We start from the raw sequence: 15,959 nt of genomic DNA, 5'->3' as shown, positions 1-15,959 counted from the left end.
GAGATTCCAAATCAGACGGAGGGGTAGCAGAAGCTGTCCGTCGAACAGTCGCCGCCCTCCAGTCGGATTTGGTGGCTGCGATAACCATCTGGGAAGTCGACCCAGAAATTCGGATCCAGCGTCAGACCACCGTTTTCGCCAACATCAGCTTTGACCATCGCCGCGCCTCGATCGCCGGGGTAAAACTGATCGTCCCAGGTCGAGTACAGTGAGTTGGTCCAGTAGACACGCTTACCGTCCCGACTGATTTCGACCATTTGCGGGCCATAGCCAAATTCTTGCCCGTTGGGATGCTTGGTCTTTTTGACGATACCGCCGATTTCGACTTTGCCGGCCAGTTTCGGGTTCATCGGATCTGATACGTCATACTGATGCATCTCTCCGGTTCCCCAGCAGGAGACATAGAGGTACTTGTCGTCCAGGCTCAGATCGATATCCGTGACCAGTGGTGGAACGGCCGAAAAGCCCTTTAGCAAGTCTGGCAGATCGTCTGGATCAGCGGGCTGCGGATCGATGGTTATGGTTTTTTTGGCCTCAAACGTTCCGTCATCGTTGCGCCACCACGTGAATATCGCACCTTGCAGGTTGGTCGTGTCGACCACGACACCGCAGAAACCGTGCTGTTTGACCGGATCATGGGCAGGGCGAATTTCCAATGCCATCTGGTGGTTCTCACCCAGATCGATGGTCTGGATGTTGGTCCGATTACGCAAATTCCAGAAATGGATACGATGACCATATTTGTTCGACAGTAGATCCTCGGCGACGATCCCGTTTTCGAATTGCGGAGGCAGACCCCATTCAGAACTGACCATGTAATCCCGTGGTAGGTTCCACCAGAAATCATAATGCTTGTCTTGCACTCCGCGCTCGATCTCGTAGCGGCCAATGATCTCAAAACTCTCGCAATCCATGATGAAGATACCCGGAGGGCCATCAGTGCCATCTTTGCCACCGCCGCCAAGCGTGCTGACATAGATGCCCTCCGGTCCGCAATGGATCGTGTGAGGGCGGGAATACCCAGTCTTTGCAAAGACTTCTTCGGGTTCAATGATCTTGTGGATCTTGGCTTCCAGCGGGCTTTTTACGTCAATGATGTAGATCCGGCTGGATCGAATACCCGGGATAATCAGATAGCGACGTTCCAGAAACGCATGACCACTGAGCGGTGATAAGGATGAAGAGCAAGCATTCCATCCGAAATGGTGAAACTCGTCGCCTTTTTCTGGCATGATCACCTGATGAACGATTTTCCCGAATTCATCCGAAGTTGGATCGACGTTCACGACAGCCAATCCATCTGGTTGCGAAAAATCAGGACTGAGCATCAGCGTAAAAGCCAGAGTTTCAGTAGGCCCCTCCATCGCAAGCTTGGCTGATGGATAAAAGGTTGGGTCCGGTCTTTGGTTCATAACGTCCTCCCGTAAGCAATTGAAATTCAATTTTTATTGAGAGTTCCGGTCTTGATGCCGGGTGTCATGGTGCCTGCTCGAGTGTCCTTTTCGTCTGTGTCTTGCGTCAAGTTTTATCTGATCGGATCTTAGTTCGGTTTACGCCTCTTCTCGGCGACATCGCGCGCCAATTGGCGGGTATAGGCTTCAAGCTCAAGCAACGCCTGATCTACCGCTTTGGCATCCCGGGCCTCAAGCGCATCTGCAATCCGGCTGTGAAGGGCGATGATCTCTTCCCGCGATCGAGCGGTGAAGGTGATCATGTTCATCAGGGGCTGCATCGCCTCGACCGCACCGGCCAACTGATAGGACAGTACCGGATTAGCGGCACCATCCACCAACGCCCGGTGGAACGAAACATCAGATGCACAGAACGCCTCATCCGTAAGTCCGGGTTGTGACTGCCGAAAAATCTCGGCCCGCATCGTGGCCAGCTGATCGGCCGTGCGTCTTTCGGCAGATAGAGCCGCACAGGCTCGTTCCAGAGAATAGCGCGCCTCACAGGCTGTATCGAAGCTTACGGCATTCATCGACAGCAACAACGTCGAGGTCGTGACTTGCTGTGAATAAGCGTCCTCGAAGCTCAGTTTGTTAACAAAAGCCCCACCAGATGCGCCGCGCTGTGTTCGGATAAGCGACTGAGCTGCCAGCCTTTTTAAAGCCTCGCGAACGGTGGGGCGTGATACCTGAAACTGATCCGAAAGTTCGGCTTCCGAAGGCAAACGTTCGTCTACGATCAGTTCGCCTGATACAATCGCATCGCGAATAGCCTGAGCGATATGTGCCGACAGATCCGTAGGTTTAGAAGGTTTGAGTTTCATGTTCTGGCGGCCAATGTAAATTTTTATTTGTCTGACATTTAAAAGTCTGACATTTGAAAAGCAAGGGATGAGTCGGGAGGGACACTTGCATCGCGCATTGATACGCAGCGGGTTATGGCTGGGTTTCTACATCATGATCCTGTGGTCGTGGTGGATGATGTACTCGATGAGCCGTGACATGGATCTCGATTGGATCGGGCGCCCCGGACCAATGGGCGAAGCCATGAGGGCCATGGACCCCCGGATGGACATGTACATGCCCATGGCCGAGTTCGGGCCGCTGTTCTGGATGTGGGCCATCATGATGGCCGCGATGATGCTGCCGACGCTGATACCGACACTGCGCAGCTATGAAGACCTGATCCGCAGCGCCAACGGCACCCGCTCAGGATGGATCGGAGTGTTGGCTGGATATTTCGTCGTCTGGGTTGGGTTTGCAGCGCTGATTACCAGCGTGCAACTGGCCCTGTTGTTTGGCGGGGTCGTGGATATGCTCGGGATTGCTAAATCGCATTTGGTGGCCGGTGGTTTGCTTATCGCAGTCGGCGCGTTTCAGTTTACCCGCGTCAAAGAAGTCTGCCATGGAGTCTGTCATGCGCCGATGACGTATTTCCTGGGCCATTGGAAAACGGGCTTTACCGGCGGTCTGCGAATGGGCCTTGGCCTCGGCGCGTTCTGCGTTGGTTGTTGTTGGGGCTTTATGGCACTTGGCTTCGTCGGCGGCGTAATGAGCCTCTTGTGGATGGGTCTCGCGACGCTGTTCATGGTTTTCGAGAAACTCCCCCAGATCGGGCACGTCCTGACCCGTCCAATGGGGTTCCTGTTGATCGCGGGCGGCATGGCTCTGCTCATCTATCCAGTTGCATTCGGAGGATAAGTCTATGGCAAAGAACAGAAAACCGGAATCCGACAGACTGCCAATCAGTCAACGCATCGACAGCCGTATGCCAAACCCAAAGCGTCGCGAGATGAGCCCGACTGAATGGGCCATCAAGGGCGAATTGATCCTGAACTGTTCCTGTGACGTGTTCTGTCCTTGCGTGGTTTCGCTGGGTGCGCATCCTCCGACCGAAGGGCATTGTCACGCTTGGATGGGCGTGATCATCGACGAAGGACACTACGAGGGCGAGGACCTCTCGGGCCTGAATGTGGGCCTGTTGGTAGATATTCCTGGGCGCATGGGCGAAGGGCAATGGAAAGTCGCCGCTTACATGGATGAGCGTGCAAGCGGTAAGGCCTATAACGGATTGCTGCAGATTTTCAGTGGCCAGGCCGGGGGCACTACCGGTTTGTTCACCATGTTGGTTAGCGAAATCATCGGTGCTGAGCGTGCGCCGGTTCAGATCGAACGCGATGGCAACAAGCGCCGGATCGTAATCGGCCGGAAAATTCAGGGTGAGATTGAGATGCTGGCTGGCAAAGATCCCGAGCATCCTGTCATGGTGTCCAACTCAAAGTACTGGATGGGCCCGGATATTATCGTTGCTCGCGGCACCAAGTCCAAGGTGCGTGACTATGGCCGGGTTTGGGATTTCGGTGGCAAATCAGCCGAGATTTGCCCAATCGACTGGCACGGGCCCAAGTGATGATTACCGGAGCGTTTGCCCGGGAGATGGCCCGATATAATCATTGGGAAAACAGTCAGTTGGCTGCTTTTCTTCAGGAGCTTTCACCTGCCGATCTGACCCGTGATCGTGGAGCCTTTTTCGGATCCATCATGGGTACAGCAAACCATCTTCTGTGGGGCGACTGGATCTGGATGTCACGCTTTGACAAAGGCGCTGCCCCTGATGGTGGTATTCTGGAAAGCACGTCAATTTGTGCTGATCTGGCGGAGTGGCTACCGCTGCGCGAAACCATTGACGCGCGTATCACTGACTGGGCTCAGTCCCTAGGGGATGATCCGATCGAGGGGTCCTTCACATGGTTCTCAGCTGCGAAAGAGGCCAATGTTACAAAGCCTTACGCGCAATGTGTGATCCACATGTTCAATCATCAGACCCACCATAGGGGTCAGTTGCACAAAATGTTGACCGAAGCAGGCTCAGACGCTCCGGTCAGCGACCTTGTTTTTCTGCCCGAGGATTTTTGAGATGGCAGTCATCACACCCAGCCGCCGCGTTAGAAAAACACCGTTTTCACCTGGTGTCGAAGCCGAGGGCGTAAGCGGGTACACAGTGTATAACCATATGCTGTTGCCGACTTTTTTTGAAAGCGTCGAAGCGGATGCGGCGCATCTCAAGCAACATGTGCAGGTCTGGGATGTCTCCTGTGAGCGTCAGGTTCAGATCAAAGGGCCAGACGCGCTGCGTCTGATGAAGATGCTCAGCCCTCGCGATATGGATCGGATGCAGGCTGATCAGTGCTACTATGTTCCCGTTGTTGACCAGAATGGAGGCATGCTGAATGATCCGGTAGCAATCAAGCTTGCCGATGATCACTATTGGCTGTCGGTGGCTGATGGGGATTTCTGGCAATTTGCACTGGGGATAGCCGTTGCGCTGAATCTGGATGTTCAAATCGCCGAACCGGATGTCTCGCCACTGGCGGTTCAGGGACCAAAAGCAGACGATTTGATGGCGCGCGTTTTTGGCGAAGAAGTCCGTAATATCAAGTTCTTCCGCTACAAACGTCTGGCATTTGAGGACACCGAGTTTGTTGTGGCTCGCTCTGGATGGTCGAAACAGGGCGGGTTCGAGATCTATGTCGAAGGTTCCGACTACGGTATGCCATTGTGGAATGCGCTGTTTGCCCAAGGTCGTGACCTGCATGTGCGGGCGGGGTGTCCGAACAATATCGAGCGGATCGAAAGCGGTTTGCTGAGCTTTGGCTCGGATATGCGGCGCGAAAACACGCCTTATGAATGTGGGCTGGGACGGTTTTGCAATTCACCAGAGGACTACATCGGCAAGACAGCTTTGGCCGATCAGGCGGAAAACGGCCCTCCGCGCCAAATCCGACCGCTTGTCATTGAAGGTGAGATCGGACCCTGCACGGAAGCGTGGCCGTTGATGGCCGAAGGTGGTCAGGTCGGGCAGGTGGCGTCAGCGGTTTTCTCGCCTGAGTTTGGGGTGAATGTCGCAATCGGTATGGTCGACAGATCCCATTGGGGCCCGGGAACACGGGTCGAGGTATTGACCGAGCATGGAATGCGTTGGGCTGAAGTGCAGGAGAAATTCTGGCGCTGATCAAGCCAGACTATAAAAAAAACAAGGGTCAACAGACCCGTTGCTAGGAGCAAGATGATGTTTAATGCGTTACTCGTTGAAAAAGATGAAGAAAGTGGATTGGCAAGCGCGTCGGTCAAGCAGGTGTCCGAGGATATGCTGCCGCACGGAGAAGTGACGGTTGCCGTTGAATATTCGACCGTCAACTATAAGGATGGACTGTGCATGTCGCCCAAAGGTGGCGGCCTTGTGCGCAGCTATCCACATATTCCCGGCGTCGACTATGCGGGCACCGTCGAGGCATCGTCGGATGATCGTTACAAGCCTGGCGACAAGGTCGTACTGACCGGTTGGCGGGTGGGCGAGGCGCATTGGGGCGGGTATTCCCAAAAAGCAAATGCTCTAGCCGATTGGCTTGTCCCTCTGCCCGAGGGCCTGAGCGCACGTCAGGCGATGGCTGTCGGGACGGCAGGTTTTACCGCAATGCTTGCAGTAATGGCATTGGAAGATCATGGGCTGACACCTGATCATGGTCCGGTATTGGTCACCGGCGCAGCGGGTGGCGTAGGGTCGGTCGCCACGGCAATTCTGGCCAATCTGGGATATGAAGTTGCAGCAGTGACAGGCCGACCGGAGACCGAAGACTATCTGAAATCTCTGGGTGCGACGACTATTGTGCCGCGGGATGAGCTCAATGAGACAACCAAACGCCCATTGGAAAGCGAAATGTGGGCAGGGTGCGTTGACGCCGTAGGTGGCGCAATGCTTGCCCGCGTGCTGGGGCAGATGAAGTATGGCTGTTCCGTTGCGGCTGTTGGCCTGGCAGGTGGTGCTGCTCTGCCTGCTTCCGTGATCCCATTTCTTTTGCGTGGCGTGAACCTGCTGGGCATCGACAGCGTAATGCAGCCTTATGATAACCGTGTGAGGGCCTGGCAACGCGTCGCGACCGATCTGCCAATGGACAAGCTGGAAGCCATGGTACATGCCGCGACACTGTCCGATCTGCCGCAATTGGGCGCTGATATCCTTCAGGGACAGGTAAAGGGTCGCGTCGTTGTTGATGTAAACAGCTGACCTTTACCGAAACTCCTTTGACCGGTCAGTCATCGTGCTGGCCGGTCTTCTATTCTGGAAAATGGTACAAAATGGCAGAAACAACTCTGGTCATTGGTACAATTCCTGATCATGATTGCTATACATCCCATTTGCGATGGCTTAAGACCCATCCGAACAGCACCTGAATACGGGGAGTGAGCAGCATGTCTGATGATTTTATTCTGGACACCGATGATCTTAAACGCCGCATGGACGGCGCAATGTCCAACCTGAAAACCGAATTTGCCTCGCTGCGCACGGGGCGCGCTTCTGCTTCGATGCTCGAGCCTGTGATGGTGGATGCCTACGGTTCAATGACCCCGATTAACCAGGTCGGTACCGTCAACGTACCCGAGCCTCGCATGGTTACGGTAAATGTCTGGGACAAAGGTCTTGTTGGTAAGGTCGAAAAGGCAATCCGTGAAAGCGGACTGGGTATTAATCCACAGCTGAACGGCACGATCATCATGCTGCCCATTCCGGAACTGAACGAAGAGCGCCGTCGCGAACTGGGTAAAGTTGCAGGCCAGTACGCAGAACACGCACGCGTGTCGATCCGCAACGTCCGTCGTGATGGTATGGATCAGATCAAGAAGGCCAAGGCCGATGGCATGTCCGAAGATGATCAGAAACTTTGGGAAGCCGAAGTTCAGGATCTGACCGACGAGATGATCAAAGCGGTCGATACCGCTCTTGAAACCAAACAAGCCGAGATCATGCAGGTCTGAGCCACGATCATGCCCAAGGATCCCCAAACACCGCCGGTCCAGGGGCCGCGCCATGTTGCCATCATTATGGACGGAAATGGCCGCTGGGCTCAGGCGAGGGGAAGGCCACGTCTGTTTGGTCATCATGCCGGTGCCCGTCGCGTGCGCGAAGTTGTTGAGGCATGCCCGGGACTGGGGATCAAGTATCTGACAGTGTTCGCATTTTCGACCGAGAACTGGAAACGAACTCAGGTTGAAGTCGCCGGACTCATGAGCCTGTTTCGACGCTACATCGTGAAAGAGACGCGAACACTGAAAGAGAACGGTATCCGCGTGAGATTTATCGGTGATCGGGTGAGGCTGGATTCAAAGCTGACCGATTTGATGGATACACTTGAGCGGGAAACGCAGGACAATGACCTTGTCCACCTGACCGTTGCGTTGAACTATGGCGGTCGGGATGAAGTCGCGCGTGCAACCCAGCGGTTGGCACGGGATGTGGCTGACGGCAAACTGCTGCCTGACGATGTCGACGAAGAAACGCTGCCCAGATATCTGGACACTAGGGTACTACCGGATCCGGATCTGGTGATACGTACCAGCGGCGAAGCACGGATTTCAAATTTCCTCCTCTGGCAGTCGGCGTATTCCGAATACGAATTTATCGATACACTTTGGCCTGACTTTACTGCGGCCGAGTTGGAACGCCTTTGCAAGAGCTTTGGTTCCCGGGAGCGGCGCTTTGGAGCGGTTCCGGCATGAGTGATGGCCGATGGTCTGATCTGACTGCCCGCATATTGTCCGCAGTTGTTTTGATTGCAATCGGTGCAATCGAAGTTTGGCTTGGTGGTCTGTGGTTCGAGGCGTTCATAGCAGCTGCCTGTGGTCTGATGACCTGGGAACTGGTCCGAATGGTTGATCCAGAGCGGAGCGGTGTTGCAATCCAGCTGGGTATCCTGACTGGATTTGCTGTTGTTCTTAGCTATCATCTTCCACCGCTCTACAAACTTCCCTTCCTGTTGGCTCCGGCACTTGTCGGTGCCGGGCAGGTAAAAAAGGCGCGTGGTATTTACGCTTTGTTTGCGATCTGGATCGCGGCTTCGGGCCTGGGGTTCATTTCGATCCGCGAGAATATGGGTTTCGGCTGGATGGTTTGGTTGATCTCGGTGGTGGTTGCCACCGACGTTGCCGGGTATTTTGTGGGCAAAACCATCGGTGGCCCTAAATTCTGGCCAAAGGTGAGCCCCAAAAAAACCTGGTCGGGAACTGCCGGTGGTTGGGCTGCCGCAGCAATCGTTGGCGGCATCTTCGCAATGCAGGCCGGTTTCGGCATCATGTTCGTGTTGATTTCAGTGCTGGCTTCGATGGCTAGTCAGGCGGGCGACATCGTGGAAAGCGCAACAAAGCGGAAATTTGGCGTGAAAGACAGTTCAAACCTGATCCCCGGGCACGGAGGATTTCTGGATCGCTTTGACGGAATGATGGGAGCATCGCTGTTTGTGCTGATCGCTGGGTTATTCTACGCGCCCGGAGGCATGTAATGCGCAAGATAACAATCCTGGGTGCGACCGGATCTGTCGGACAAAATACGATTGATCTGATTGCGCGCGATCGCGATGCATATGATGTTGTCGCATTGACCGGTGGTGCAAATACCAAACAACTTGCCGATGACGCAATTCGGCTGGGCGCAGATTTGGCTGTAACGGCTTATGATGATCGTTTGGATGACTTGCGGGCAGCACTGTCCGGCAGTGGTGTGGAAGCCGCGGCTGGTCAGGCCGCAATCAAAGAAGCAGCCGCACGTCCCGCCGATTGGGTGATGTCAGCAATCGTCGGATCAGCAGGTCTTGCGCCGGGAATTGAGGCGCTAAAGCAGGGCGCAACGCTCGCACTTGCAAATAAAGAGACGCTGGTCTGCGCTGGACAATTGGTCCTTGAGACCGCGCAACAACATGATGCGCGGCTATTGCCGGTAGATAGCGAACATTCGGCTGTGTTTCAGGCGCTTGTTGGTGAAGACATGGCGGCTGTTGAACGCATCATTATCACCGCAAGCGGTGGGGCTTTTCGCGACTGGCCTATTAGCGATCTTGCAAATGCAACTGTCGAACAAGCCTCGAGCCATCCCAACTGGGATATGGGGCAGCGGATCACTATCGACAGCGCATCGATGTTCAACAAAGCGCTCGAGTTGATTGAAACCAAAGAATTCTTTGGAATCGATCCGACAAAGATCGAAGTCTTGGTTCATCCGGAATCGATTGTTCATTCGCTGGTTGGCTTTAACGATGGCGCGGTGATGGCCCATCTTGGGGCGCCAGATATGCGGCACGCAATCGGCTATGCGCTGCACTGGCCAGATCGGCGCGAGCTGCCGGTAAACCGGCTGGATCTGGCGAAACTCGGGCAATTGCGCTTTCAGGAACCTGATGAAGCTCGCTATCCGGCATTGCGCCTTGCGCGTGAGGTGATGGAGCGGGGAGGTTTGTCCGGCGCCGTATTCAACGCCGCAAAAGAACGGGCGCTCGATCTTTTCATAGATCGACGTATCCGGTTTCTGGACATGGCCGATGCGGTGGCTGCAGTTCTGGATCGGTTTGAAAGCGAGTCCCATCTTCTTGATGCCACTCTGACCCTTGATAACGTGCATCAAACGGACCATCTGGCACGGCAATGGGTGGATGACGCCGTATTGCAAAGAGCAGGATAAAAACTTTGGATATACTTTCTCTGATCCCTCAATTCGGCAATTTGCTCTATACTATACTGGCTTTTGTCATCGCGCTGTCAGTCATCGTCGCGGTGCATGAATATGGTCACTACATCGTAGGGCGCTGGTCGGGCATCCATGCTGAGGTGTTCTCAATCGGATTCGGCCCGGTTCTATGGAGCCGCGTAGACAAGCGGGGAACGAAGTGGCAGATCGCATTGCTGCCCTTTGGTGGCTACGTCAAGTTTCTGGGGGACGCCAACGCTGCTTCGGGCAAGGATGAAGAGGCGATGGCCGAAATCGTCGAACAAAGCCCTGAAGAGCTGCGCCGTACGATGCACGGCGCGCCCTTGTGGGCTCGTGCTGCAACTGTGGCAGCAGGTCCGATATTCAACTTCGTAATGTCGATCCTGGTGTTTGGCCTGATTTTCTGGTCGGATGGAGTATCCCGAGAGCCGTTGACAGTCGGATCACTGCACCCACTGCCGGGAACGGCTCAGGAATTGCAGGATGGTGATGAAATCGTAGCCATCGCAGGCATACCAGTACCCGATTTTGATGAAGAAGGCGGGTGGCGCAATTTTACCCGCTCGTTGCCGGTGGAACCGGCGCTTGATTACACGATCATTCGCGATGGCGAGACGTTCGATGTGACTGCGCCATGGCTTTTCCCTCCGCTGATTCAGCAGGTTGCGCCGCGCAGTGCGGCGATGGACATCCAGCTTGAACAAGGCGATGTCATCACCGCCGTCAATGGTGATCCGATCTTTGCCTTTTCACAGTTGAAAGAGCACGTGGAAAGCTCTGATGGTAAGGTTCTGTTGCTGGATGTCTGGCGTGATGGGGCAGAGCTGGAGTTCGCACTTGCCCCACGAAGAACGGATGAACCGCAAACGGATGGTGGCTTTGTTACGCATTGGCGTATCGGCATCGTGGGCGGCATGATGTTGGAGCCTGCGACGGAACCGGCCGGTATTGTTGATTCCTTGTCCGGGGGGGTCCGTCAGACTGTCCGCATTATCGAAGGGTCATTGTCAGGTATCTGGCACATGGTTACCGGTGCTATCAGCACGTGCAACATGTCTGGCCCAATCGGTATCGCCGAAACATCGGGCGCAATGGCAAGCCAGGGCGCGCAGAACTTCATCTTTTTCATTGCTGTTCTGTCTACGGCGGTCGGGTTGTTGAACCTGTTTCCAATCCCGGCGCTTGATGGAGGTCATCTGGTATTTTACGCCTATGAGGCCGTGGCGGGTAAGCCGCCAAGCGACAAGGCGTTACGGGTGCTGATGGCTGTAGGCATCACCCTGATTCTGTCGTTGATGCTATTTGCGGTCAGCAACGATCTGTTCTGCTAAATGTGACACCTGCGGCACCTTAAAGCCGTAAAATTGCCCTAATTCGAGTTCATAGAATTGGGGCAATTTTTCTATGTCCGGATCCGGCATCATGACCAAGGCACTGCAAAAATCTTATCAGGGATTTCGCTTCCTGTTCGTCCTGAATTGGGATGTTTTACTAAGCTTTGGGGTCACTGCGCTCGCTCTGACGGTTGGCGCGTATCTTGCCACGGTCGCCATCGTCTTGGGTTTCTGATTCTTCACACACTATCGAAAATTTACATCGCGCGGCCCATTGGGTCGCGTTTGTGTTTGGTCTTTTGACAACGCGCGCCAATGCCGTTACTCAACTTCTAAAGTCCGAAAATTCTAGGTAGAGAAAAATATGGCTTACAGGAGAGGCGCGGGCACATCCTGCGGTATGCAAAAGCCGCAAGGCAACATTTTGTGGCAGACACTAACGATTTTTTTCCTCTTTGCAGCAATGAGTTTACTGGTTTTGCCACAAGCCGCACAGGCGCAAAACTATAGCTTCAGTTCATTTCAGGTTGATGGAAATCAGCGGATCGAAAGTTCGACAATCATTGCCAGAACGGGAATCGCACCTGGTCAATCTGTAACAGCGGGCCAGTTGAACGACGCTTACCAGCGTTTGCTTGACAGTGGCGTTTTTGAAACAGTCGAGCTGACACCTCGTGGGAGCACATTGGTTATCAATGTGCAGGAGTACCCAACAATCAACCAGATCAGCATCGAAGGTAACCGTCGCGTAAAGGACGATTTGTTGCTTGATGCCATATCCTCCGAACCAAGGCGTGTCTTTACGCCTCAGGTTGCGGAAACAGATGCTGACCTGATCGCTGAAATCTACTCGGCCCAAGGCCGTGTTTCGGCCACCGTGATACCGCGGATCATTCGGCGCAGTGAAAACCGCGTCGACCTCGTATTCGAAGTTTCCGAAGGTACCACTATTGAGATTGAGCGCGTCAGTTTTGTTGGAAACCGTGCTTATTCTGACCGTCGTCTGCGCCGCGTACTTGAGACCAAGCAGGCAAACATTCTTCGAACCTTTTTGCGCGGTGATACCTTCATTGCGGATAGGATCGAGTTTGATAAGCAGGTCTTGCGTGATTTCTACTTGTCTCGTGGCTATGTCGACTTCCGAGTGAACAGCGCGAATGTCGAGTTCACACGTGAGCGAGATGCTTTCTTCCTGGTTATGAACATCACCGAAGGGCAGAAATTCAAGTTCGGCAAAATCAGTACTGTCAGTGAAATCCCGGGCGTGGACGCTGCGGCATATCAAGCGGCGCTCAAGATCAAGCCGGGCGTTACGTATTCTCCAACCTTGGTTGAGAACTCAATCGCGCGGCAAGAACGTTTGGCAATCAAGCAAGGCGTGGATTTTCTTCGCGTCGAGCCCCGGGTGACACGCAACGAACGCGATCTTACTCTGGATGTTCAATTCGTTCTTACCAAGGGCCCTCGTATCTTTGTTGAGCGCATTGATATTGAAGGCAACACAACCACACTCGATCGTGTAATTCGACGCCAGTTCGATACGGTTGAAGGTGACCCATTCAATCCTCGTGAGATACGACAGAGTGCTGAACGCATTCGGGCATTGGGTTTCTTCGCGGTCGCTGATGTGGAACCACGCGAAGGTACAACACCGAGTCAGGTCATCGTCGATGTCGATGTCGAAGAACAGCCAACCGGCTCATTGAGCCTTGGCGGTAGCTATTCGGTCTCGGATGGTTTTGGTATTGCGATTGGATTGCAGGAATCTAACTTCTTGGGTCGCGGTCAAACGCTTGGTATCAATCTTTCGACCGCACAGGATGCTGAAGAGTATAGCCTGAACTTCACCGAACCATATCTGCTGGGTCGTAAGTTGCGCTTTGATTTGGGACTGGGATTGACCAGCACCAACTCCAGCTTCGCCAGCTATGATACTAAATCGGTATTCTTCAGGCCGCAGCTTAGCTATGCAATTGGCGAGTTGTCCGCATTGAGGCTTCGCTATGGCTGGGATCGCAGTGAGATGTCCCAGCAAAGTGGTGAAGTAAACGGAGCGGTTATTACTTCTGAAATTGCACAAGGTGAACGTGTAAGCAGTTCGTTGGGGCTTACCTACGTATATGACAGCCGCTTGGGTGGTCTGAATCCAAATGCGGGTGTTCTGTTCGAAGTCGGCGTGGATGCCGCAGGGCTTGGAGGTGACAACCAGTACTTCAAGACATCCGCACGAACGATAGCCCAAACCAGAGTTTTGAATGAAGAAATGACCTTGCGTGCGAGCTTAGAACTAGGCGCATTGCACTGGAGAGGAAATGACTTCAGCCGGACAATTGATCGTTACGTGCTTGGTCCCAGTACGTTCCGTGGTTTTGAGCCAGCTGGTCTTGGCCCGCGAGATTTGTCCAACGGGCAGGATGACGCGATTGGCGGTAACTACTACTGGGTCGCAAGGTTCGAGACAGATTTCCCATTGGGTCTGCCTGAAGAGCTGGGTCTGCGTGGTGGCGTTTTCTATGATGTTGGTAACCTCTACAACATCGACAACGTGAACACAGCTGGTGCTACGATTGTTGGTGCCAACGGATCTATACGACACGTAGTGGGGGTATCGGTACTCTGGGAAACACCGTTTGGGCCTTTGCGGTTCAACTTTTCCAAAGCTCTCAAGAAGGAAGATTTCGACAAGGAGCAGAACTTTGACCTGACCATTCAGGCACAGTTCTGATTTCCATGATCAAAGTACCGATGGAAATACTACAGGGCTCGCTTAGAGCCCTGTTTGTCTTTTTTCTGATGTTAATTGCCAATCCGGCATTCGCTCAGCAATTGGGTGTTCCTGAATCCGGAGTGCTGACGATCTCTAGCGAAAGGCTGTTCGCCGAATCCGCATTCGGACAGCGTGTATTCGGAGAAATCGAAGCCGAAAGCGCATCGCTTGCTGCCGAAAACGAACGGATCGTATCTGAACTTAGCAATGAGGAAAAAGAACTCACCGAAAAAAGGGCACAAATTGAAGCGTCTGAGTTTCGCCCATTGGCCGAAGCATTCGACCGGAAAGTGCAACAACACAGAGATAGCCAGCGCGCAAAACTGGACGCATTGGCCCGACGCAGCGAGGAAGCTCGTGGCAGATTTTTTGAGTTGGTCCAACCGGTTCTCATTGATCTTCTGCGTGAATACGGTGCGTCGATGATCATTGAGCGTTCCAATGTTTTTCTCAGCTCAGATGCTTCTGATATAACGGATGCCGCTATCGCTAGGATAAATAGCGCGATTGGTGACGGGACCGGTTTGGAAGACAATGACAGCCAATAGGCTGTCTTGCTCTTATCCAGCGGTATTGCTAACCACTCGAAAACGAGAAATCCAGAACAGGAAATCTGCACAATGACCACAGAAACCAAGAGTGCCGACATTCAGTTGATTCAGCGCATTCTGCCGCATCGCTACCCGTTTCTGCTGGTCGACAAGGTGGTGGATATCTCGGGCTACAAGTCTGCGGTTGGCATTAAGAACGTCACCATGAATGAACCTCATTTTCAGGGTCATTTTCCGGGCACGCCAATCATGCCGGGTGTAACAATTGTTGAGGCAATGGCTCAGACAGCAGGTGTCATGCTGGGTGTCGGCATGGACGTCATCGACAGCGAGTTGCTGATCTACTTCATGAACATCGACAAGTGTAAGTTCCGTCGTAAGGTTGTGCCTGGCGATATACTTGAAATGCATGTGGAAACCGTTCGTGGTAAAATCGGCGGCAAGATCTTCAAATTCAGTGGCCGGGCGACCGTAGACGGTGAAGTGGCGGCCGAGGCCGAATTTTCAGCCTATGTAGACTGGGACATGGAAAAGACGACATGAGCGGTATTCATCCCAGCGCAATCATCGAAGACGGCGCGCGGATCGGCCAGGACTGTGTAATCGGGCCGTTTTGCTATGTCGGCGCGCAGGTCAGTCTGGGTGACCGGGTCGAGCTGAAGTCACATGTGGTTGTCACCGGAGACACTTCGGTGGGTGAAGACACCGTGATATTTAACTTCTCGGTCATTGGAGAGATCCCCCAGGATTTGAAGTTTGGCGGCGAAGATACACGTCTTGAGATCGGCAAACGAAACCGCATCCGCGAACATGTGACGATCAACACCGGTACCGAAGGTGGTGGTGGTGTAACCCGTATTGGCGATGACTGCCTGCTGATGGCGGGTGTTCACGTCGCGCATGATGTACAGATCGGCAATCGGGTCATCATGGTGAACCATGCCGGCGCAGCTGGGCATTGCGTCGTTGAAGACGACGTGATCGTCGGCGGCATTTCAGGTCTGCATCAATGGGTTCGTGTTGGTCGTGGCGCGATCATTGGTGCACTGACGATGGTCGCCAATGACGTCATTCCCTACGGCCTGGTACAGGCACCTCGTGGTGAGCTTGATGGTCTGAACCTTGTAGGGCTGAAACGACGCGGTGTTTCCCGAGAAGATATCTCGGCTCTGCGTGCAGCCTTTCGTGAGTTGTCAGAAGGCGATGGTACATTCATGGACCGGGCCAAGCGACTGGGCGATTCTGACAGCGAATATGTTCGGAGGATCGTCGATTTTGTGACCGGCGAATCCGACCGATCTTTCCTGACACCAAGGAAGTAAGCAA

Annotated in this window: 17 protein-coding genes; 15 read left to right on the top strand and 2 right to left on the bottom strand. The window is 53.8% G+C overall.

Annotated features, from left to right (window positions below):
- Window positions 1-11: 11 nt before the first annotated feature.
- Together GOX61_RS00610 and GOX61_RS00605 are read right to left on the bottom strand one after the other, a co-directional pair.
- Window positions 12-1,412 carry a selenium-binding protein SBP56-related protein gene (locus GOX61_RS00610; protein ID WP_170330493.1) on the bottom strand — a complete coding sequence of 467 codons (1,401 nt, stop codon included), beginning with the start codon at window positions 1,410-1,412 and terminating at the stop codon, window positions 12-14.
- Window positions 1,413-1,540: 128 nt separating this feature from the next.
- Window positions 1,541-2,272, bottom strand: coding sequence for a FadR/GntR family transcriptional regulator (locus tag GOX61_RS00605; protein ID WP_170330491.1), 732 nt, complete (start codon window positions 2,270-2,272; stop codon window positions 1,541-1,543).
- 67 nt (window positions 2,273-2,339) lie between these two features.
- On the opposite strand from GOX61_RS00605, the gene GOX61_RS00600 reads away from it, so the two are divergent.
- The 15 genes from GOX61_RS00600 to lpxA all read left to right on the top strand — a co-directional run bounded on the left by GOX61_RS00600 (window position 2,340) and on the right by lpxA (window position 15,955).
- Window positions 2,340-3,149 (top strand): DUF2182 domain-containing protein, encoded by an 810-nt coding sequence (locus GOX61_RS00600; protein WP_170330489.1) that lies wholly within the window; start codon window positions 2,340-2,342, stop codon window positions 3,147-3,149.
- Window positions 3,150-3,153: 4 nt separating this feature from the next.
- The gene (locus tag GOX61_RS00595; protein WP_155146951.1) at window positions 3,154-3,858 is read left to right on the top strand and encodes a DUF1326 domain-containing protein; all 705 of its coding nucleotides are present in this window, start codon (window positions 3,154-3,156) and stop codon (window positions 3,856-3,858) included.
- A gap of 26 nt (window positions 3,859-3,884) precedes the next feature.
- Window positions 3,885-4,364 carry a DinB family protein gene (locus GOX61_RS00590; protein WP_367646918.1) on the top strand — a complete coding sequence of 160 codons (480 nt, stop codon included), beginning with the start codon at window positions 3,885-3,887 and terminating at the stop codon, window positions 4,362-4,364.
- Window position 4,365: 1 nt separating this feature from the next.
- Entirely contained in the window at window positions 4,366-5,460 is a 1,095-nt protein-coding gene (locus GOX61_RS00585) for a dimethylsulfoniopropionate demethylase (RefSeq protein WP_170330485.1), read from the top strand.
- Window positions 5,461-5,517: 57 nt separating this feature from the next.
- Complete coding sequence (acuI, locus tag GOX61_RS00580; RefSeq protein WP_170330483.1) at window positions 5,518-6,513, top strand: acryloyl-CoA reductase; 996 nt, start codon at window positions 5,518-5,520, stop codon at window positions 6,511-6,513.
- 185 nt (window positions 6,514-6,698) lie between these two features.
- Complete coding sequence (gene frr / locus GOX61_RS00575) at window positions 6,699-7,262, top strand: ribosome recycling factor (RefSeq protein WP_155146946.1); 564 nt, start codon at window positions 6,699-6,701, stop codon at window positions 7,260-7,262.
- A 9-nt stretch (window positions 7,263-7,271) separates the two neighbouring features.
- Complete coding sequence (locus GOX61_RS00570) at window positions 7,272-8,003, top strand: isoprenyl transferase (protein WP_170330481.1); 732 nt, start codon at window positions 7,272-7,274, stop codon at window positions 8,001-8,003.
- Window positions 8,000-8,782: a phosphatidate cytidylyltransferase gene (locus GOX61_RS00565; protein ID WP_170330479.1), complete on the top strand. Its 783-nt coding sequence runs from the start codon at window positions 8,000-8,002 to the stop codon at window positions 8,780-8,782. The genes GOX61_RS00570 and GOX61_RS00565 overlap by 4 nt, the downstream gene beginning before the upstream one ends.
- Window positions 8,782-9,954, top strand: coding sequence for a 1-deoxy-D-xylulose-5-phosphate reductoisomerase (gene dxr, locus GOX61_RS00560; RefSeq protein WP_170330477.1), 1,173 nt, complete (start codon window positions 8,782-8,784; stop codon window positions 9,952-9,954). The genes GOX61_RS00565 and dxr overlap by 1 nt, the downstream gene beginning before the upstream one ends.
- A 5-nt stretch (window positions 9,955-9,959) precedes the next feature.
- Window positions 9,960-11,312 carry an RIP metalloprotease RseP gene (gene rseP, locus GOX61_RS00555; protein WP_170330475.1) on the top strand — a complete coding sequence of 451 codons (1,353 nt, stop codon included), beginning with the start codon at window positions 9,960-9,962 and terminating at the stop codon, window positions 11,310-11,312.
- A 91-nt stretch (window positions 11,313-11,403) separates the two neighbouring features.
- Window positions 11,404-11,550: a hypothetical protein gene (locus GOX61_RS00550; RefSeq protein WP_170330473.1), complete on the top strand. Its 147-nt coding sequence runs from the start codon at window positions 11,404-11,406 to the stop codon at window positions 11,548-11,550.
- Window positions 11,551-11,679: 129 nt separating this feature from the next.
- Complete coding sequence (gene bamA, locus GOX61_RS00545; protein ID WP_170330471.1) at window positions 11,680-14,040, top strand: outer membrane protein assembly factor BamA; 2,361 nt, start codon at window positions 11,680-11,682, stop codon at window positions 14,038-14,040.
- A 5-nt stretch (window positions 14,041-14,045) separates the two neighbouring features.
- On the top strand, window positions 14,046-14,630 hold the full coding sequence (locus tag GOX61_RS00540) for an OmpH family outer membrane protein (RefSeq protein ID WP_170330469.1): 585 nt from the start codon (window positions 14,046-14,048) through the stop codon (window positions 14,628-14,630).
- Window positions 14,631-14,702: 72 nt separating this feature from the next.
- Window positions 14,703-15,176, top strand: coding sequence for a 3-hydroxyacyl-ACP dehydratase FabZ (gene fabZ, locus GOX61_RS00535; RefSeq protein ID WP_155139129.1), 474 nt, complete (start codon window positions 14,703-14,705; stop codon window positions 15,174-15,176).
- Window positions 15,173-15,955: an acyl-ACP--UDP-N-acetylglucosamine O-acyltransferase gene (gene lpxA, locus GOX61_RS00530; protein WP_155139127.1), complete on the top strand. Its 783-nt coding sequence runs from the start codon at window positions 15,173-15,175 to the stop codon at window positions 15,953-15,955. The genes fabZ and lpxA overlap by 4 nt, the downstream gene beginning before the upstream one ends.
- Window positions 15,956-15,959: the final 4 nt, after the last annotated feature.

Source organism: Ruegeria arenilitoris (assembly GCF_013030265.1).
Lineage (GTDB): Bacteria > Pseudomonadota > Alphaproteobacteria > Rhodobacterales > Rhodobacteraceae > Ruegeria > Ruegeria arenilitoris_E.
Note: the sequence above shows the minus strand (reverse complement) of the source record. Positions and strands in the feature narration are given on the sequence as shown.